Source organism: Sulfuricurvum sp., from assembly GCF_049587615.1.
GTDB lineage: Bacteria > Campylobacterota > Campylobacteria > Campylobacterales > Sulfurimonadaceae > Sulfuricurvum.
Window position 1 is genome coordinate 163,772 of sequence record NZ_JBAVEF010000050.1, and the last position, 19,613, is coordinate 183,384.

A 19,613-nucleotide genomic window follows, 5' to 3' on the forward strand; every position below is an offset into this window, starting at 1 on the left:
GAACTTAAACGAGTACCGCTTCGCGTTTCCCGGCTTCAAGATGACCGATAACATATCCATCCGTCGATGCCAATACGTCTGCGACATCAGCTTCTTTCACGACGAGGATCATTCCAACTCCCATATTGAAAGCGCGGAACATCTCTGCACGCTCGACATGCTGACCGATCAATTCGAAGATCGGTAATACACGGATAGAGGATTCCGTGATTACCGCACGTAATCCCTCCGGGAGAACACGAGGGAAATTTTCAACAATTCCGCCACCGGTGATGTGGGCGAGGGCTTGGATTTTATCTTTGAGCGCTTTAAATGTTTTGACGTAGATGCGGGTCGGAGTCAAAAGAGTCTCAATCAAAGGTTTCCCTTCGAACTCGTCATCGAATTTCATCCCCATTTTTTCAAACAATACTTTTCGTGCTAATGAAAAACCGTTGGAGTGCAATCCTGAGCTTGGAAGGGCGATGAGGATATCTCCGGATTGAACTTTATCAGAGCGGTCGAGTTCGCTTTTCTCACCGATACCGACGGCAAATCCAGCCAGGTCATAATCGTCTGAGTGATACATTCCCGGCATCTCTGCCGTTTCACCGCCGATCAATGCGCATTCGGCTTGACGGCACCCTTCCGCGATACCGCTGACAACGGCCGTTGCGGCAGTTACATCAAGTTTCCCGGTCGCATAATAGTCGAGGAAAAATGAAGGGGTTCCAAAATTACAGATAAGATCATTGACACACATTGCGACCAGATCGATCCCTACGGTATTATGGATACCCGAATCAATCGCGAGTTTGAGTTTCGTCCCTACCCCATCGGTTGCAGCGAGCATTACCGGTTCGCGATAACCTGCAGGAAGTTCAAACGCACCGGCAAACGAGCCGATTCCCCCTAAAACACCTGGAATAGCGGTTGATTTAACGAGTGGTTTGATGTTTTCGACAAAACTGTTACCTGCATCGATATCGACACCGGCATCTTTGTAGCTGATTTGGCTCATGGGATTCCTCATCTTTAAATGTAAAAGGCAAGCTTCCTGGTGAAGGAAACATAGTGTTAACTCCGCCTCAAGGAATTACTTCCTTGGGCATTCATTAAATAATAAGAGAATTATAACGAAAGAGTGGTTAGGAGAAATTTAGGGGTTAGTCTTTTTGAGGACATTTCCCAAAAACTTTTTTGAAAATCCACAACGAAGGGCAAAAATCGGTGAGCGCCCATACGACAACCATGACAATAACTAAGGTTTGTAGGATGACTCCCCACTGCATCTGTCCGCTAGCAAACAGAACCATCGTAAGGGTCAATACAATTGCCATTAAAAAACGTTGAATTTTTTCAGCACACACAGGCACTCCTCAATTTATAGAAATAATTGGTTAAAATTATATCAAAACACGATAGGTTAACCTTTAACCTCTAAGTATAAATGGAATATTCAAACCCTTTTAATCTCTGCGTGTTACAATCGCTCAAAAATTCCTACAAAAAGAGATGCCTACACTGATGAAAACGTTTATTTATCCAGAAATGATGGTCCATGTTTCTATGTGTACCCATAAAAATCCACATACCGTTTTGGTCGCAAGTCAGAACAGCGAGCCACTTCAAGGAGAGCTTGGGCGTTACCGTCATATTGAATCACTGGCTATAAGTAGTGATGATCTGCTCGGTTCTTTGCGTGATAGAGCAGATAAAAGTATTGATGTAGCGATGATTGATGCAGTGAATAGCGATAGTGCGGTATTGGCCCATCTTAATCGTGTGTTGAAAGACGATGCCCTTGTAGTAATGGCTCATCCGAATCTGGATGATATTGAGGCGAATACCCAACTTATGCAGATTTTAGGGAATTATTTCAAAATTATTATGCCGTACCATCTTGAAGACGGTTCTACGCTATTGCTCTGTTCCAAAGAGTATCATCCGACGGCCGATTTGATTTTACAACGTAGCGATTTACTTGAAGGGCACCAATACTACAACTGTGATGTTCATATCGCTGCCTTCGCGATGCCGCAGTATGTTCGCAAAAATTATTTGGGCATTATCCGTAACTAAATGGCGTTCGAATACCATCTTTTTTATCACGCCATCGGAACTCGTCCCGATAGCTACGCTAACACTAAGTTCTCCTCGGCGGAGAGCCCACGCGCAGTGGACCGCGCTCAAACACTAAAAAAATATCGAGATTTTTATGGCTTTTGAATATGCCATAGCACTTACGGGGGGGATAGCGACGGGGAAGAGTACCGTCGCTTCACTGTTGGGATTGAACGGTCTTCGGATCATCGATGCGGATACGATAGCCCACCGTATTTTGGATGAGAACAGTTCTTGGGTGGCGGAACACTTCGGTACGGAATTCATCAGCAACGGTTCCAAAGTGAATCGTCCCCTGCTGGGAAAAAAGATTTTTGCCGATCCCGAAGCGAAAAAAGAGCTGGAAGACTTCCTTCACCCTAAAATTCGTGCCGCTATCGAAGAACAAAGTGAAAAACAAGACCGCCTCAAATACCCGTATTTGATCGATATCCCCCTCTTTTTTGAGACATTGTCGTACCCGATTAAAAATTCTGTGGTCGTTTATACCCCCAAAACACTTCAGCTGGAACGGTTCATGAAACGGAACGGTTTTTCGGAAGAGGAGTCATTGCGCCGCATCGAGAGTCAGATGGATATCGAGGAGAAAAAAAACCGCGCAACATGGGTGATTGATAACTCATCCAATCTCAAACATTTGCAACGCGAATGTGAACAGTTTGTCGATACTATTAAATTACTCTATCCCGCTCCTAAGGTTTAATTTTCTTTTCTTTACCGCAAAGAAAAGAAACAAAAGAAGCTCATCCCTCTCATGAACGCTACTTTTATTTTGGCAGGTATGCCAAAAAAATGGCTCTATGTGATTCGAGGGATTATTTTTATATAATATACTATTCGTCATTCCCGCCTACGCGGGAATCCAGCTAAAAGGATTATTATGCTTCAAATCGCCAAATACTGCGCCAGCGGTAACGATTTTGTTATTTTTCATGCTTTTCATGGAGCGGATCGATCGGGGCTTGCACGAACTCTGTGTGATCGTCAAAACGGGATCGGTGCGGATGGTCTGATTGTTCTTATTCCCCATGAACAGCATGATTTCGAGTGGGAGTTTTACAATGCCGACGGTTCGACCGCATCGATGTGCGGTAACGGAAGCCGTGCATGCGCCCATTATGCCCATCGTTTTGGTTTGGCAAATGCGCAAATGGAGTTTTTAACGGGTGCGGGGGTGATAAAAGCCGCTGTAGAGGGTGATATGGTTCAAAGTGATTTGACCCCGCCGATAGTTATCAATGATGCCATTTCAGAGCATGAAATGAGATGGTGGCTCATCGATACGGGTGTTCCTCATCTCGTGACTTTTGATGCCGGTATGGATCATTTTGATATTGCGATGGCGAGAGAACTTCGTCACAAATACAATGCTAATGTCAATATTGCTTATGTCGAGAGCAATGGATCGATTCGTGTTCGTACGTATGAGCGTGGGGTTGAAGATGAGACGTTAGCGTGCGGAACAGGGATGGCGGCGTGTTTTTATCGTGCATCGATTGAAAATTTGGTTGCGGACAATGCGCGTGTTTATCCGAAAAGCGGAGAGACTCTTTATTTGGGACTTGATGAGGGGACGATTACGTTCAAAGGGGAAGTCAAAGGGGTTTTTGAGACCACTTGGAGAAATTAGTACTTTCTTTTCTTTTTCATAAGAAAAGAAACAAAAGAAAATCGCCCTCACACCAGAACGCTGGCGGTACGCGTTTGCCCTACGGCACGCGACCTTGCTCTTGGTGTGGTGTGAGGGCAAAACATTTTATTTGCATAATTTTCGCGTATGCGAAAATGGATAAACAAATCTCCGTGATCCAAATCCTAGAGCCGCTCCGTTGGCAGTAGTGCCGAGAGGAACGAGCGTTCTTGGATCACGGTATGCTCTTTTGCTACTTTTCTTGCTAAAAAGAAAAGTAGAGAGAAGTTATAGACCCGCTCTCTCCATAATCTGTGCCTGAGCATCAGCGATAAGGGGATCGATAATATCATCCATCAATCCCCCCTGCATAATCTCTTCAAGACGATAGAGGGTGAGGGTGATGCGGTGATCGGAGATACGGTTTTGAGGGTAGTTGTAGGTACGGATACGCCCTGAGCGATCTCCTGTTCCTACCTGCTCTTTACGCTCCGACATCTCTTTGACTTTTGCCTCTTCGATCTGCATTTCGTAGATACGCGCTTTGAGAATTTGCATCGCTTTATCTTTATTTTTGTGCTGCGATTTTTGATCTTGGTTGGTGACGACGATTCCGGTAGGGATATGGGTAATCCGTACGGCGGAGTCGGTGGTATTGACACTTTGACCACCTGAACCACTTGAGCGCATTACGTCGATTTTGAGATCATTTTCATTGATAACGACCTCAACATCATCGACTTCAGGCATGACGGCAACGGTGATAGCCGAGGTATGAACCCGCCCTTGGGACTCGGTCGCCGGGACACGCTGTACACGGTGGGTTCCCGCCTCGTATTTTAGGCGTGAATAGACCTGCTCCCCTTTGATGAGGGCGATGATTTCTTTGTATCCTCCGGCATCGGAGGGGCTGCTGCTCATCAACTCGATTTTCCACCCTTTGACATCGGCGTAGCGGACATAGGCGTTAAACAAATCGCCTACGAAAATCGCCGCTTCATCTCCGCCCGTACCGGCACGAAGCTCTATATAAATATTGCGTTTGTCATTCGGATCGGCAGGAATGAGGAGCTTTTTTATCTCATCTTCGAGCGGTTCAATCAGGGGTTCTAATGCTCTCAACTCTTCTTTTGCAAGTTCGCCGAGTTCAGCATCAAAGGCCAGAGATTTGTTTTCTTCGATATCTTCGAGGAGTTTTTTATACTCGGTTGCTTTGGTGACAATTGCTTGAATGGAAGATTGCTCTTTTGAGAGATCGGTCATACGTTTGATGTCATTACCGATATCGGGAGAACTGAGAAGTTCGGTCAATTCGTTGTAACGGTTGATAAAAGGGGTGAGTTTGTCGGATAACATGATGATATTCCTAAAGAGAGGCGTTTTGAGAAAAAATACAGAAGGGAATTTTGCCCTTAGGGCAAAATTTAGGCTGCTATAGCGTTAACAGCGAGGTGAAGGCGGCTTACTTTACGTGCAGCAGTCTCTTTTTTCAAGACACCTTTGCTAACATATTTATGAAGGTTGGCGTTAGCGATAACAAGAGCGGCTTTCGCTTCATCTTTGTTTCCGGCTTCAACAGCAGTGCGAACTGCTTTAACAATGTTTTTAATACGTGTGCGATAGAATCGGTTACGCTCAGTGCGCTTTTCCGTCTGACGGATACGTTTTAATGCTGACTTATGGTTTGCCATGGCATTTATCCTTGTCGAATTTTTTTTAGGGTAGAATACTACCTTAAAGAGAATTAAATTTAAGTTAAAATTTATAGAATCTGAAATAAAAAAGAAAAACTAATTCTTAAAAGGAAGAAAATTTTATGAAACTTTTTGGAACGGATGGGGTACGCGGGGAAGCGGGCTCATTTTTAACGGCAGAATTGGCAATGCGCGTAGCAATGGCGGCAGGAATTTATTTCAGTGCCCATGCTCGAACCAAAAAGATTTTAGTCGGTAAAGATACACGACGCAGCGGCTATATGATCGAGAATGCGATTGTCACGGGTCTGACGGCGGTGGGATACGATGTCGTCCAGATTGGCCCTATGCCAACGCCTGCCATTGCTTTTTTGACTGAGAATATGCGATGTGATGCGGGTATTATGATCTCCGCGAGTCACAACCCGTATGAAGATAATGGAATCAAGTTTTTCGATGCCCATGGAAATAAACTTTCCGAAGAGATCGAAGCACAGATCGAAGCGATTGTCCACGACAAAGCACGGTTGGATGAGGGGCAGGTTACGGGGAAAAATATCGGTTCGGCAAAACGGATTGATGATGTCATCGGCCGTTACATTGTACAGCTCAAAAATTCATTTTGCCGTGATCTGACCCTGCAGGGGTTGCGCATTGTATTGGATACCGCCAATGGGGCGGGGTACAAAGTGGGGCCGACTGTATTGGAAGAACTCGGTGCCGAAGTGATCGTGCTGCACGACAAACCGAACGGGTTTAATATTAATGAAGGGTGTGGCGCGCTTCATACGAAAGATTTGCGCGAAGCGGTGAAGCAATACCGCGCTGATATCGGGCTGGCACTTGATGGGGATGCTGACCGCCTTATTGTGGTGGATGAAAACGGTGATGAAGTGGACGGTGATCAGATTTTAGGAGCATTGGGACTCTTTTTACACCGAAGCGGACAGCTTTCCGGAGGGGGGATTGTTGCTACGGTGATGAGCAATCAGGCTCTTGAAGATACAATGAATGAAAATGGATTGAAACTCTTCCGCTCCAATGTCGGCGACAAATATGTTTTGGAACTGATGCGTGAAAAGGGAATTAATTTTGGGGGAGAACAAAGCGGCCATATCGTGATGCACGATTATGCCAAAACGGGTGATGGGCTGGTGAGTGCATTGCAGATTTTAGCGCTGTTGCTCACATCGGGTCAAAAAGCGAGTAAAGTGCTCCGGCCGTTTAAACTCTATCCTCAAAAACTGGTCAATATTAAAGTTAAAACGAAAAAGCCGCTGGATCAGATTGAAGGGCTTTCTTCAGAACTCGAAGCGGTAGAGGGTGCACACATGCGCCATCTTATCCGATATTCGGGCACGGAAAACAAGCTTCGTATTTTGCTCGAAGGGAAAGACGCCAAAGTGATGGAAAAAGCGATGGAGCGGATGGTGAGTTTTTTCGAGAAAGTGCTCAATGCTTAAAATATCTCGTTTATTAATGGTTTTGGTGCCGATCGCATTGGGCATTTTTCTAATTGATCAAAACCTTAAATGGATTTTTATTGATGGATACCGTCATTATGGCGATTGTATCGATTTAACCTTGGTGTACAATCGGGGGGTGGCTTTTTCGATGTTCGCTTTTTTGGAAGAATCACTCAAATGGATACAGCTGGCCCTTTTGGCAGGGGTGATTGGTTATACGCTGTGGCTTCGAAAGGGGTGCTATGTCCTCCCCGTAGGGATTATGGTCGGAGCAGGTTTTGCCAATGTTTATGATCGTTTTATCCATGGCGGGGTAGTTGATTATGTCTACTGGCATTGCGGATTTAATTTTGCGGTCTTTAATTTTGCCGATGTAATGATTGATTTTGCGGTGGCGTGGCTCTTTATTTTAAATTTTCGTCCGCAGACGTGTAAGGGTTAAGTGACTTTTAACCTCTGCACGGCTATAATTTCGTTCTTGCATTAACTAGGATGGTCTTATAGCTCAGTTGGTAGAGCACTACCTCGACAAGGTAGTGGTCACAGGTTCGAGTCCTGTTGGGACCACCATTTCCCCTTAATTTTCCGCTAAATTCATTTATTTAATCGTAAACCAATCAACAATTCCGTATAATCCGCGATATTTTCTCAAATACGAGGCATACCCTTATGGATATTATTGCGATTAAACACAACGATCAAGTCATCGATTTACAAACGGCGCAAGCCGAAGGAATCAGTGGTGAAGAGATTTTTTATGATAATTCTCCCGATTCACTCGAAGTAATTCGCCATTCCTGCGCACATTTGATGGCTGAGGCGATCAAAGCACTCTATACCGATGCAAAATTCTTTGTCGGACCAACCGTCAAAGAGGGATTCTATTACGATTTCAAAGTCAACGAAACGATTGGTGAAGAGGATCTTAAAACCATTGAAAAAAAGATGCTTGACATCGCAAAAGGAAAAGAGAAAATCGAGCGTTACGAGATTACCAAAGACGAGGCGCGCGCTAAATTTGCCAATGACCATCTCAAGCAAGCGGTTATGGACCGTATTCCGTCTGAAACCGTATCGATCTATAAACAAGGTGAGTTTGAGGACCTCTGCCGCGGACCGCATTTGCCGAGTGTCGGATTGATACGTCATTTTAAATTGACCAAAATCTCAGGTGCCTACCTCGGTGGGGATAGCAAAAATGAAATGCTTACCCGCATCTACGGGATTGCATTTGCCGATAAAGAGTCGCTGAAAGCCTATCTCGATCAAATGGCGGAAGCAGAAAAACGCGATCACCGGCGCATCGGTGCGGAGATGAAACTCTTTACGTTCCGTGAAGAGGTTGGGGCAGGTTTTCCGATTTGGCTTCCGGCGGGTGCCCGTATGCGTTCACGCTTGGAACAGTTGCTGTTCAAAGCACACCGTAAGCGTGGTTATGAGCCGGTTCGCGGTCCTGAGATGCTCCGTTCTGATCTATGGAAAGTGTCGGGCCATTATCAAAACTACGGTGAAAACATGTATTTCACCCATATCGATGAACTTGAATTCGGGGTTAAACCGATGAACTGTGTCGGCCATATCAAAGTGTACGAACACGATTTGCATTCGTACCGTGATCTTCCTCTCAAATATTTCGAATATGGGGTAGTTCATCGTCATGAGATGACCGGGGCGCTTCACGGATTGTTCCGTGTTCGCGAATTTACTCAAGATGATGCCCACATCTTCTGTACGGCTGATCAGATCGAACAGCAGATCATCGAGGTGGTCGATTTCGTTGACAAAATTATGTCTACGTTTGAATTTAATTACAAAATGATGATCTCGACGAAGCCCGAAAAAGCGGTTGGTGATGACGCGGTATGGGAAATTTCGACCAATGCACTGAAAACGGCGATGGAAAAAAATCATCTTGCGTATGAGATTGATGAAGGGGGCGGAGCGTTTTACGGTCCTAAAATCGATATCAAAATTACCGATGCTATCGGACGTGAATGGCAATGCGGTACGATCCAGCTCGACTTCAACCTTCCGGCGCGTTTTGAACTCGAATACAACGGCGAAGAGAACGCTAAAATACAACCGGTGATGATTCACCGTGCAATTTTAGGTTCTTTTGAGCGATTTGTTGGTATATTGACGGAGCATTACGCTGGGGAGTTTCCGATGTTTATCGCTCCGACGCAGGTTGCGATTGTTCCAATCGCCCCTGTACACGAAGCGTACGCACGTGAATTGGGCGCTAAATTGATCGATTTGGGTGCCGATTTTGAGATTTTCGATAAAAATGAGAGTCTTAATAAACGTATTCGTACAGCGGAAAAAGGACGTGTGCCGATGATCATCGTTCTCGGTGATGAAGAGGTAAACAATAAGAGTATTGCGGTACGTGATCGTCGATCACGCGAGCAATATAACCTAAGCGAAGAGGATTTCCTCGCCTTGGTGAAACAAAAAATTAATGAGGTACATTTTTGATTAAAAAACAAGACCGAGTCCTGATGAACGAAGATATCAGGGTCCCTGAGGTACGCTGTGTTGTTGATGGCGGTGAAGCATTAGGTATCATCTCTATTAATGAAGCGATGAACAAAGCAAACGAAATGGGACTCGATTTGGTTCTCATCTCTCCTGATGCGAAACCACCTGTCGCGAAAATCATGGACTACGGTAAGTTTCACTACCAAGAAGAGAAAAAGAAAAAAGAGGCGCGTAAAAAGCAGACCAAAGTTGAAGTCAAAGAGATTAAACTATCGGTAAAAATTGCTGAAAACGATGTCAGCTATAAAGTGAAACATGCCCGTGAATTCCTTGAAGAAGGGAAGCATGTCCATTTTCGTGTATTCTTGCGCGGACGTGAAATGGCGCATCCTGAAGCGGCAGTAGCCGTATTACAGCGTGTTTGGCCAATGGTTGAAGATATTGGTACAATGTACAAAGCTCCAGCAATGGAAGGGCGTTATTGCAATATGATGATCCATCCGAAAAAAGACGATAAAAAGTAACTTTATCTTTTCTTCTTTACCTGCTTCATCCTCTTCTCCCGCAAATGCGGGAAGCTTTAGGGGATTGCAAAGGACAGATGTGTCCTTGCCGGTAAGAGGAGCTTTGCTCCTTTTAGCGTTTAACATTAAATAAAAAGCTTTTTTGTGGTATAATCCGCGTCTCGTTTATAGAATTTTTTGCGAAAGGATCAAGTCGATGCCAAAAATGAAATCGGTTAAAGGGGCTGTAAAACGCTTCAAAGTGAAGAAAAACGGCACTATCAAACGTGGTAGCGCATTCCGCAGCCATATTTTGACAAAACAAGATGCTGGGACTCGACGTAAGCAAAATGCACCAAAAGTGGTTGCTAACGTAGATGTTAAAGCTATCAAAAAGATGATCGTAGACTAAAGTCTACTAACCCTCCAGCATGTAAGCTGGGCAAGTCCGCAAAGCGGCACCCCGTCATTAAAATTGAAATGAACCGGGTCAAGAAAGGAAAACAATGCCAAGAGTAAAAACTGGTGTCGTAAGACGCAGACGTCATAAAAAAGTATTGAAACTCGCACGTGGTTTCTACAGTGCACGCCACAAACATTTCCGTAAAGCGAAAGAGCAACTCGAGCGCTCACTCGTATACGCGTTCCGTGACCGTAAACAGAAAAAACGTGAATTCCGTAAATTGTGGATTATCCGTATCAATGCGGCATGTCGCCTAAACGGAATGAGCTATTCAGTATTCATGAACGGCCTTAAACGTGCCAACATCGAACTTGATCGCAAAATCCTTGCTGACATGGCTATGAACGACGCAGCGGCATTTACTGCCCTTACCGCTCAAGCGAAAGCAGCATTATAATTCTTTTAAACGCTTCAGGAGCAAGGCTCCCAAAGCTGCGCTTGCCGCTAAGGCACTGAAGCTTGCCTCTTTCGAGGCAGATTTTTCTTCTTTATTCTTTCATCTCAGTCTTTTAAGAAACAAAATCTTTACTTATTCCCGAAGGAATACTAATTTATTGCTCGATTTTATACCCTTTACTTTCCAAGCATTTTTGACATTCAACACTAACCGGTGCTTTTGAAGCTTCCGTTGCGGCTTTTAGATCATAATAGCGGCACTCTTGAAAATCGGCTTTAATATTTTCTTCCGTTTTACCTGCCGGACAGATCAATCCGTTGATTGAAATTTGTTTTTCAGCGCATCCGCTGATTAACACTGTTGTGGCGATGATGCCGAGTAAAAGAGCTTTTTTCATAATTTGTCTTCCTATTTAAGTGGGTTTTGGATTAATTCTTTCATTGCTTCTGCTGTTTTTCTGATTTCCCATTGCGCATGTTCATCGAGGCGTAATTTGAAATAGTTAGCAAGCTGGGTAGGCATAAATGCTCCCCAGATTTGTGTATATGCAGCTTGGGGGATGATTCTTCGTGCTTCTTGCGGTTTGACACCGCTATCGATAGCATTCATATAATGTTCAACGCATAAATCGATAATTTTTTGGGTATCGAATTCATTGGTTTTAATCGGAATCATTTTTTCACTAATGTAAAAGTCAAAAGGAACTCTTTTTCCCGATACGTATCTTCGTGAAAGCTCTTGCCAATTGACCCGATGTCGAACCATTTGTGAGCGTGTCGGTAGGTCAACTTTATACAAAAATACGTGAAAATGTTCGCGGATAATATCAGCTTCCTCAAGCGTATTGTAAATTTGGCGTATATCAAAGCTGTACCCGTTGTTGTCATTTTCATAGTCATATACAATAGCACGGTAGTTTGTCAGCAAATATGTGCCATTTTCAACTGGTTCACCGAATTTTTTGACATTACTGTACTCTTTTTCAAGAAGTTCTTTATGTTTCGGATTATTGTAGTCAAGCAATACTGGAACAAACTCGAATGAGCTTGAAGGCAAACCCATTGATTCAGCCATAAGGCGATTATAAAGTGTTTCACTCCCTAACGCTTTTGGAGACTGGTAGCAGATCGAAGCAACCTGTGTTATGGCTAAAATACGGTTTTCTTCTGATGTGTTGGCCTGAGAAAAATCCCATTTTTCTACAAAAGCGATATTATCTCCAAAAATATTTTCTTTGGCATTTATTTTTATAATTGACATTTATTATTCCTAATGAATAGGGTTACTCACATGTAATTTTAATGGAAGTAATTTTGGAAGAGTATAACGAAGTAAGGTGTAAAAGACGCTAAAGCGTCTTTTACATCACGAAAACGTGTGGAACGATAAGCGGATATTTTTTCATTTTGCGGTAGATATGTTTACGGACAACCTGGCGAAGGTCGTTTTCCAACGCTTTCGGATTCTCGATGAGGCCCGGTTTAAGGTTGATCAAGAAATGTTCAAGAACATCTTCCATCTCTTGGGCAAATGCTTTATCGTGGCGGTCAGCTACGATACCGAAGCTGGTCACAAGAGGTTTGGAGAGAAGTCGTGATTCTGCGGCACTGACTTGAGCCACCAACATAACCATCCCCTCGCTTGCCATTTTTTGGCGATCGATAACGATGTCATCTTCGATTTGGTGATTGTTTTGGTTATCGATATAGGTTTTACCGGTTTTAACGGTTTTTGCTTTGCGCATCATTTTGGTATTGACCTCGATGCAGTCCCCATCGCTCATAAGGAGGATGTTCCGTTCAGGTACACCGCAGCTGACGGCTGTATCTTTATGCTTCATAATGTGATTGTACTCTCCGTGAACGGGGAGGAAAAATTTAGGATTGGTGAGGCGGAGCATCAATTTTTGTTCTTCCATACTTGCGTGACCCGATACGTGGATATCACGGTCATTGGCAACACGCGCGCCGGCACGCTGGAGATAGTTGAGCATTCCTGAGATAGAGCCTTCATTTCCCGGAATTGCACGAGCGGAGAGGACGATCATATCTGTCGGCTTGATTTTAATGTGACGGTGTTCGCCGATTGCCATACGGAACAACGCTGAACTCGGTTCTCCCTGACTTCCGGTAGTGACGATCAAGACATCTTTATCGCTCATGCGATTCGCCTCTTCGGCATCGATAAAGATATTTTTCGGAAGCTTGATGTAATCGTATTGCATACATACTTCAAGGTTGCGTTCCATGGAACGGCCGATAACGCACACTTTACGGTTGTATTTGAGACCGTATTGGATTGCTTGGAAAACACGGTGAATGTTCGAGCTGAACGTCGACATAATGATGCGCCCTTCCGCTTTGGAGAAGATACGATCGAATCCCGGAGCAACGGTCAATTCACTCGGAGTCCACTCTTTGTTATATGAGTTGGTGGAGTCACTGAGGAGACATAAAACCCCTTTTTCACCATAGTGAGCAAGGCGGTGCAAGTCGGCGGTATACCCATCAACCGGCGTATGGTCGATTTTAAAGTCACCCGTATGGATGATAGTTCCCGCTTTGGTCGTGATCGCCAAAGAGGATGAATCGATAATCGAGTGGGTCATGTGCATCCATTCGATATCGAAATCGTTTCCGATACGGTAAACCTGACGTTTAACGATCGGATTGAAATAGCGGCGGAAATCGCGCATGTGATGTTCGTCGAACTTATTACCGATCATCGCAAGAGGCAGTGGTGTACCGTAAATCGGGAATTGCATCTCTTTGAAGAGATACGGGACGCCGCCGATATGGTCTTCGTGGGCGTGGGTGATGATAACGGCAACGATTTTTTTGCGAATTTCACGTAAATAGGTGAAATCAGGAACAAGAATATCAACGCCGTGCATCTCTTCATCCGGGAAACTCATCCCGATATCGATGACAATCGCTTCATTTTCGGTTTCGATAACGGTGATATTTCCACCAATCTCTCCGAGCCCTCCCAGCGGGGTAATACGGACTTTCTCATTATTTTCGAGATTCAATTTGAAATGGGGGTTGAGACGATTTTTGTGTGCATCCTGGTTTTTAAGGACGAAGTCACGGAGGTTATTGTCAATCGGTGTGCTTGGGCTTCCACGGCGTCCGCCGCGTCCGCGATCACGGCCTGAACGGTTTGGCTCGGCATCGGCTGCCGTATTGTCTGCCCCTTCAGGACGGTCGGTGCGCACAGGACGGTTGTCTTGCCGCGGGGGGCGGTTATCGGCACGCGGAGGACGGTTGTCGGTACGCGGAGGGCGATTATCGGTGCGTGGAGGACGGTTGTCTTGCCGCGGAGGGCGGTTGTCTTCACGTGGTTCTGAACTTGGGCGCTCAGTTACATTCCCTTCCGCATTTTCCGGACGGTTGGCATTTCGACTGCGGAAAGGGCGGCGGTTATTTCGGCGCTGGCGATTTTCGCCTTGGGGCTGTGCTTGTGATTCTGTTTGTTCATCGGACATCATAGTTTCCTTCTGGACGCTACTGAAAGCGTAATAATATATTTGGTATGTTTGGATGCTCTTAAATGCCCTGAAAAAGGTTATTTTAGTAGGGTGTAGAGCCGGTGAAAGTCAGAGGTGGCAAGCTGATGAGGTCGGATGGACCGTTCTAAGCCAAGCGTTTTGTACGCTTCGATCAAAGAAGATCCATCATAGCGTGCGGAAAGATTTTTGTGGAGGGTTTTACGCGGCTGTGTAAAGGCCGTTCGTAAAAAGTCTTCAAACCCTTCATCATTACGGTTCGTACGTTTAGAAATGAGCAGTACGCACGAATCGACTTTGGGAGCGGGATCGAATGCGGTAGGGGGAACGTGTAAAACAATTTCCGCCTCTCCGACACTCTGCGTAATCACGCTGAGCGCTCCAAAAGCTCTCTCTCCGGGTGCGGCAGAGAATTTCTCCGCCACTTCACGCTGTATCATGACAAGCAAGTTTCGGCACGCCGGATCGGCGAGGGCTTTGAGAATGATATTCGTTGCGATATAGTAAGGCAGATTGGCCACTAAATCGTACGGTTCATCCAGAAGCTCACTCTTCCAATGCTCTAACACGTCTCCGCAACGGAGTTCAAGAGTATTGGTACTGATAGCATCGGCAAATTGGTGCTTCAAATGCTTGCACAAGTCGGTATCGACCTCAAAAGCGGTGACACTTTTGACATCAACTAAATACTTAGTTAAATCACCTAATCCAGGCCCGATTTCTACGATACGATGAGGAGTATCGGGCATCGATTGGATGATTTGTGTTAAAACGGTTTCATCATTTAAAAAATTCTGGCCAAATTTTTTTTTGGCGATGGCGGCACGGTCTTTTTGCATTATGATCATTGTACCTGATAAAGTGTTAATCCCCTATTAAAGCACAAAAATGTCCGTTTGTAGTCGATTTGAATAAAGGTTACCAATTTCATCTCTTTATCGTTACTTTTGGTAATGCACACTATACTTCCGTAATGATAGTGCCAAAGGGTTTCCATGGATAATTTTTTTGCAAAACGGATCATCCCGTGTCTCGATGTCAAAGACGGCCGCGTGGTGAAAGGTGTTAACTTCGTCGGTCTCAAAGATGCGGGGGACCCTGTCGAAGTAGCCAAACGGTATAACGAAGAGGGTGCGGATGAACTCACTTTTTTGGACATTACAGCATCCCATGAAGAGCGTGATACCATCGTTCACATTGTCGAACAGGTAGCGAAAGAAGTTTTTATCCCCCTCACCGTCGGCGGCGGTATACGAGTTCTCGATGATATTTACCGACTTCTCGCGGTCGGGTGTGATAAAGTGAGTATTAACTCTGCCGCAATCAAACGTCCCGAATTTATCAATGAAGGGGCTAAACGGTTCGGCTCTCAGTGTATCGTGGTTGCCATCGATGTGAAAAAAACGGGCGACCAATACAATGTCTATCTCAACGGCGGACGGGTTGATACGGGGATTAATGCTTACGAGTGGGCCAAAGAGGTTGTGGATCGCGGAGCAGGAGAGATTCTTCTCACCTCGATGGATGCCGACGGTACCAAAGCGGGATTTGATCTCTCCATCACAGAACAGATCAGCCGCGCCGTCAATGTTCCCGTAATCGCCAGCGGCGGTGCAGGGACGATGGAGCATATTAAAGAGGCATTTGAACACGGTGCCGATGCGGCATTGGCGGCGAGTATTTTCCACTACAAAGAGATCGATATTATGGATCTCAAACGTTACCTATCGGCTAACGGGATTCCGGTACGGTTATGAAAAGCACACGAGTGTGCTGGGCACTCTGCCGAAGAGAACTCAGCGTTAGCGTAGTCCATCGGGATTTTATTCCGATGACGTATAAAGGATAAAAATGTTTTTGTGTGCCGGTAATAACGAAACATTTGATTTCGCCATCCCTATTGGGGTGGGGCTGATCGATAGTGCGATCAATCTCACCCGCCATTGTTTGGTTCACAAACCCGATTTCCTCCTCTTCGTCGGGAGTGCGGGGAGTTACGGTGAATATAAAATAAACGACATCATCGAGTCTAAAACGGCGGCTAACATCGAGTTAGGGTTTTTGGATAAAAGTGCCTATACACCGATTGATAATGTTGTATCGGCACAAACGGAAAACGTCAAAGATGTTATCGTCAACTCCTCGAATTACATTACGACCAGTGAAAAGGCGATGGAGCAAATGAGAGCTTTTGGGATAGGGATTGAAAATATGGAGTTTTTTAGCGTGATGCGGGTCGCACAGGTTTTCGGTATCCCGGCGGGCGGTGTATTTTGCATCACCAACTACTGCGATACCAACGCTCACCGTGACTTTATTGCTAATCACGGATTTGCCAAAGTGTTGTTGCGCGAATATCTCAAAGAAAAAGGGTTAATCCATGGCTAAAAAATGTATTTTGGATTACACTAAAGCGGAACTTGCAAGTATGGTGAAACCATCGTTTCGTGCGAAACAGATTTGGGGATGGATTTATCACCAGTATGCGACGAGTTTTGGTGAGATGGCGAATCTTCCCAAAGCGATGCGTGATGAGTTGGAGAGCGAGTATGAGATTATGCCGCTCAAAATTGCCCGAAAAGAGTGCTCCACTGATGGGACGATCAAATACCTCTTTGAACTAAGTGATGGCAAAACGGTCGAGACGGTGTGGCTCAAGATGAAAGACGAGTCTATCGATGAAGAGGGAAATATCGAGCACGAGGCCCGCTTTACCGTCTGTGTCTCAACGCAGGTGGGGTGCAAAGTGGGGTGCTCATTTTGTCTCACTGCAAAAGGGGGATTTACCCGTGATTTGAGCGCGGGGGAGATCGTGGCACAGGTGTTGGCGGTGAAGATGGATAACGGCCTCGCCGCTCATCGCCGTCTTAATATCGTCTATATGGGGATGGGGGAGCCGCTTGATAATCTTGAGAATCTCGCGAAAGCAATTACGATTCTTAAAGATGAAGAGGGGTTATCGATCTCAGGTAAACGCCAGACGGTATCGACAAGCGGGCTCAGTAGCAAAATCGACAAACTCGGCGAAATGGATCTTGGGGTCCATATCGCGATCAGTCTACATGCGGTGGATGATGAGCTCCGTACCGAGCTTATTCCGATGAACAAGGCGTATAATATTGCCTCGATCATCGACGCGGTGAAGCGGTTTCCGATCGATACCCGTAAACGGGTGATGTTTGAGTACCTCGTTATCAAAAATAAAAATGACGATCTTGTTTCAGCGAAAAAACTGGTCAAGCTCCTCCACGGGATCAAGGCAAAAGTCAATCTGATCTATTTTAACCCTTATCCCGGAAGCGATTATCAGCGTCCGACACGTGCTGACATGGTAGCGTTTCAGGAGTACCTGATCAATCACGGTGTATTGTGCACCATCCGAGACTCAAAAGGGCTTGATATCAGCGCCGCATGCGGTCAGTTGAAAGAGAAGGAACTCTCTAAAGAGGCAGTTTAAAAAGCGCGGCTTACTGCGCGTGGGCTCTCTGCCGAAGAGAACCTAGTGTTAACGTAGCTATCGGGGTGTGTTCCGATGGCGTTTGAAAGGAAAAATATGTCGGGTATGGATTGGTTTCAAGTCGGGTTTTTAGTGATCGTAGTCGGCGTCGGTCTCGGCGGCTTTATTTGGGCCGCCATGAAAAAAGATTAACTTTAATTTATTTCTCGCTGCCAGGCGAAGCTTCAGTGCCATAGCGGCCAGCGTAGAGGAAGGGACTTTGCTCCTGCCTCGTTCAAATCAAAATGTATATTTTAGCATCGCCTGAAAAACATCGTTATCGGTGTGGTAGCTGTTTTCATGGTAATAGTGCCATTCACTTCCCACCTCTAATTTCCCCTCTTTCATTCCCACCGTTTGTGAGAGATCAAATAGCACTTGATTTTGGCTCAAAATATCACGCGTTGTCCAGTCGGTGAACCCTTCAAAATGCCATCGTTCACCAAGAGGTAGGTAATAGTTGGCGGAGAGTTGATAGGTATTGTCTCCGATATTTTGAATTTTTCGATACAGGTTAAGACCGAAAACACTAAACCCCGGAATTGTGAGATCACATCCTGCACCGTAGAGCCATGCGTGATAGGTATCGGAGCGATTGTACTGGAAAGCGGCATAGGTCTCTTTTAGAATGCCCCTCGAGGTTGAAAACCCGCCCAACTTATCCAAACTGACCCGTGGCGAAATTTCCCCGTAGAGATCATTTTTTTTGTTGGTGAATTGGAGGCCGTCATGAGCGTAAGCATAATCAGCAAACATAAACAGATCTCCGTAAGCGAAAGTGCGGTAATGCTCGATCGTAGCGGTATGTTTTGACCCATCGGCAGTATCAAGGAAGGTTGGCCCCTCAAAATCACCGTAGAGGTATTGAATATTGGTAGTAGAAAAAGCACTTAACGTAGTGGCTAAGAGGGTACTAATTAACAGCAATCGGCCCATTGTCTTCCTTTGGTCTATCAAATAAAGTATTGATTTTTGCGATGAGGTCGAGCGGATCGGTTTGCCGTCCATGTACCATCATCCCAAAATGAAGATGGGGCCCGGTAATCCGTCCCGTTGCTCCGGTGAGAGCAATATTCTGCCCCTGTTTGACATAATCACCGACGTGTACATCGTATTGGCTGAGATGAAAATAACAGCTGTAAATTCCCTCTCCATGGTCGATGATTATGGTCCCCCCGGCATAGTAGCGATCTTCGGCTAAGACCACAATACCGTCATTGGCGGCGGGGACAGGAATCGGTGTTTTGGCCCTGAAATCAACTCCGCCATGATAGCTTTTGAGGGTGCCGTTATAAGTGCGTGCCGAACCGTATTCACTGGTGATGGTTGTGTCCAGCGGTTGGATAAAGGGTTTGCTCCAGTAGCGTATCGGGGTAAACCGGGCATAAAGCTCTTGCGCTTGTGCACGCTCGCGTTCAATCCGTTCCAGCGCTTCGGGAGGAGGGGTGACTTTGGCGGGATCGACGCTCAGTGTTTCGGTAGGATAGCGCGCACTCGAGATGGTGATGGGGATAGGAAATGTTTGCCCTGGAGAAATCCAGGTAAGGTTACTTTCTCCTGTGGATGCATAATAGTCGATAGGTACAATGGCGATCCCTTGCTGCCGATTGGACGGATGCGCAAGGACACTGATATTGCGTTCATTGGTAACGACTATACCCGAAGGAGAGGGAAACATTAAAACGAGACTTTTGCCGTTGTACTCCTCAACCCCCCATAAGGTGAAAAATCCAAACCACAAGACAACCAACAGACGCAATACCTCTCCTTCGTATTTTACTGGATGGCATTGTAACATTAAGGGATCCGAAACGTAAATTTATTTTATAGATACTGTGGAAGCATGTTTTTAGAAACTTTATAAAGAATAGT

Annotated in this window: 22 protein-coding genes and 1 tRNA gene; 13 read left to right on the forward strand and 10 right to left on the reverse strand. The window is 45.4% G+C overall.

Annotation, left to right across the window (positions count from 1 at the left end):
* Positions 1-4: 4 nt before the first annotated feature.
* Both purM and WB308_RS09345 read right to left on the reverse strand, forming a co-directional pair.
* Entirely contained in the window at positions 5-1,000 is a 996-nt protein-coding gene (gene purM / locus WB308_RS09340; protein ID WP_424190982.1) for a phosphoribosylformylglycinamidine cyclo-ligase, read from the reverse strand.
* A gap of 145 nt (positions 1,001-1,145) precedes the next feature.
* Positions 1,146-1,349, reverse strand: coding sequence for a phosphoribosylaminoimidazole synthetase (locus WB308_RS09345; protein ID WP_424190983.1), 204 nt, complete (start codon positions 1,347-1,349; stop codon positions 1,146-1,148).
* A gap of 145 nt (positions 1,350-1,494) precedes the next feature.
* Between WB308_RS09345 and WB308_RS09350 the strand changes: the two genes are divergently transcribed.
* From WB308_RS09350 to dapF, 3 genes are all read left to right on the forward strand, one after another.
* Positions 1,495-2,061 carry a spermidine synthase gene (locus WB308_RS09350; protein WP_424190984.1) on the forward strand — a complete coding sequence of 189 codons (567 nt, stop codon included), beginning with the start codon at positions 1,495-1,497 and terminating at the stop codon, positions 2,059-2,061.
* Between the two features lie 136 nt (positions 2,062-2,197).
* The gene (gene coaE, locus WB308_RS09355; protein ID WP_424190985.1) at positions 2,198-2,806 is read left to right on the forward strand and encodes a dephospho-CoA kinase; all 609 of its coding nucleotides are present in this window, start codon (positions 2,198-2,200) and stop codon (positions 2,804-2,806) included.
* 177 nt (positions 2,807-2,983) lie between these two features.
* A complete protein-coding gene (gene dapF / locus WB308_RS09360; RefSeq protein ID WP_424190986.1) occupies positions 2,984-3,733 on the forward strand; it encodes a diaminopimelate epimerase in 750 nt (249 codons plus the stop codon).
* Between the two features lie 288 nt (positions 3,734-4,021).
* Here the strand turns inward: dapF and prfA are convergent, their stop codons facing one another.
* Together prfA and rpsT are read right to left on the reverse strand one after the other, a co-directional pair.
* On the reverse strand, positions 4,022-5,089 hold the full coding sequence (gene prfA / locus WB308_RS09365; RefSeq protein WP_424190987.1) for a peptide chain release factor 1: 1,068 nt from the start codon (positions 5,087-5,089) through the stop codon (positions 4,022-4,024).
* Positions 5,090-5,157: 68 nt separating this feature from the next.
* Positions 5,158-5,424: a 30S ribosomal protein S20 gene (gene rpsT / locus WB308_RS09370; RefSeq protein WP_299988519.1), complete on the reverse strand. Its 267-nt coding sequence runs from the start codon at positions 5,422-5,424 to the stop codon at positions 5,158-5,160.
* A 125-nt stretch (positions 5,425-5,549) separates the two neighbouring features.
* Between rpsT and glmM the strand changes: the two genes are divergently transcribed.
* The 7 genes from glmM to rplT all read left to right on the forward strand — a co-directional run bounded on the left by glmM (position 5,550) and on the right by rplT (position 10,737).
* Positions 5,550-6,890 (forward strand): phosphoglucosamine mutase, encoded by a 1,341-nt coding sequence (glmM, locus tag WB308_RS09375; RefSeq protein ID WP_424190988.1) that lies wholly within the window; start codon positions 5,550-5,552, stop codon positions 6,888-6,890.
* Complete coding sequence (gene lspA / locus WB308_RS09380) at positions 6,883-7,335, forward strand: signal peptidase II (RefSeq protein ID WP_424190989.1); 453 nt, start codon at positions 6,883-6,885, stop codon at positions 7,333-7,335. Before glmM ends, lspA begins: the two co-directional genes overlap by 8 nt.
* A 52-nt stretch (positions 7,336-7,387) precedes the next feature.
* A tRNA-Val gene (locus tag WB308_RS09385) sits at positions 7,388-7,463 on the forward strand.
* 99 nt (positions 7,464-7,562) lie between these two features.
* Positions 7,563-9,371 carry a threonine--tRNA ligase gene (gene thrS, locus WB308_RS09390; RefSeq protein WP_424190990.1) on the forward strand — a complete coding sequence of 603 codons (1,809 nt, stop codon included), beginning with the start codon at positions 7,563-7,565 and terminating at the stop codon, positions 9,369-9,371.
* Complete coding sequence (infC, locus tag WB308_RS09395; protein ID WP_424190991.1) at positions 9,368-9,898, forward strand: translation initiation factor IF-3; 531 nt, start codon at positions 9,368-9,370, stop codon at positions 9,896-9,898. Before thrS ends, infC begins: the two co-directional genes overlap by 4 nt.
* Before the next feature lie 196 nt (positions 9,899-10,094).
* Positions 10,095-10,289, forward strand: a complete 195-nt coding sequence (gene rpmI, locus WB308_RS09400; RefSeq protein ID WP_299996953.1) for a 50S ribosomal protein L35 — start codon at positions 10,095-10,097, stop codon at positions 10,287-10,289.
* Between the two features lie 94 nt (positions 10,290-10,383).
* Positions 10,384-10,737 (forward strand): 50S ribosomal protein L20, encoded by a 354-nt coding sequence (rplT, locus tag WB308_RS09405; protein ID WP_324790825.1) that lies wholly within the window; start codon positions 10,384-10,386, stop codon positions 10,735-10,737.
* A gap of 154 nt (positions 10,738-10,891) precedes the next feature.
* Here rplT and WB308_RS09410 read toward each other — a convergent pair whose 3' ends face one another.
* The 4 genes from WB308_RS09410 to rsmA all read right to left on the reverse strand — a co-directional run bounded on the left by WB308_RS09410 (position 10,892) and on the right by rsmA (position 15,084).
* Entirely contained in the window at positions 10,892-11,134 is a 243-nt protein-coding gene (locus WB308_RS09410; RefSeq protein WP_424190992.1) for a hypothetical protein, read from the reverse strand.
* Positions 11,135-11,145: 11 nt separating this feature from the next.
* Entirely contained in the window at positions 11,146-11,997 is an 852-nt protein-coding gene (locus tag WB308_RS09415; RefSeq protein WP_424190993.1) for an FAD-dependent thymidylate synthase, read from the reverse strand.
* Between the two features lie 100 nt (positions 11,998-12,097).
* Positions 12,098-14,224, reverse strand: coding sequence for an RNase J family beta-CASP ribonuclease (locus WB308_RS09420; protein ID WP_424190994.1), 2,127 nt, complete (start codon positions 14,222-14,224; stop codon positions 12,098-12,100).
* An 80-nt stretch (positions 14,225-14,304) separates the two neighbouring features.
* Positions 14,305-15,084 carry a 16S rRNA (adenine(1518)-N(6)/adenine(1519)-N(6))-dimethyltransferase RsmA gene (rsmA, locus tag WB308_RS09425; RefSeq protein WP_424190995.1) on the reverse strand — a complete coding sequence of 260 codons (780 nt, stop codon included), beginning with the start codon at positions 15,082-15,084 and terminating at the stop codon, positions 14,305-14,307.
* 156 nt (positions 15,085-15,240) lie between these two features.
* On the opposite strand from rsmA, the gene hisF reads away from it, so the two are divergent.
* The 3 genes from hisF (at position 15,241) to rlmN (ending at position 17,702) form a co-directional block, all read left to right on the forward strand.
* On the forward strand, positions 15,241-16,002 hold the full coding sequence (hisF, locus tag WB308_RS09430) for an imidazole glycerol phosphate synthase subunit HisF (protein ID WP_424190996.1): 762 nt from the start codon (positions 15,241-15,243) through the stop codon (positions 16,000-16,002).
* Between the two features lie 94 nt (positions 16,003-16,096).
* Complete coding sequence (locus tag WB308_RS09435; protein ID WP_424190997.1) at positions 16,097-16,633, forward strand: purine-nucleoside phosphorylase; 537 nt, start codon at positions 16,097-16,099, stop codon at positions 16,631-16,633.
* A complete protein-coding gene (rlmN, locus tag WB308_RS09440) occupies positions 16,626-17,702 on the forward strand; it encodes a 23S rRNA (adenine(2503)-C(2))-methyltransferase RlmN (RefSeq protein ID WP_424190998.1) in 1,077 nt (358 codons plus the stop codon). The genes WB308_RS09435 and rlmN overlap by 8 nt, the downstream gene beginning before the upstream one ends.
* Positions 17,703-17,981: 279 nt before the next feature.
* Here the strand turns inward: rlmN and WB308_RS09445 are convergent, their stop codons facing one another.
* Both WB308_RS09445 and WB308_RS09450 read right to left on the reverse strand, forming a co-directional pair.
* The gene (locus tag WB308_RS09445) at positions 17,982-18,677 is read right to left on the reverse strand and encodes an outer membrane protein OmpK (RefSeq protein ID WP_424190999.1); all 696 of its coding nucleotides are present in this window, start codon (positions 18,675-18,677) and stop codon (positions 17,982-17,984) included.
* Entirely contained in the window at positions 18,655-19,500 is an 846-nt protein-coding gene (locus WB308_RS09450; protein WP_424191000.1) for a M23 family metallopeptidase, read from the reverse strand. Before WB308_RS09450 ends, WB308_RS09445 begins: the two co-directional genes overlap by 23 nt.
* Positions 19,501-19,613 lie beyond the last annotated feature (113 nt).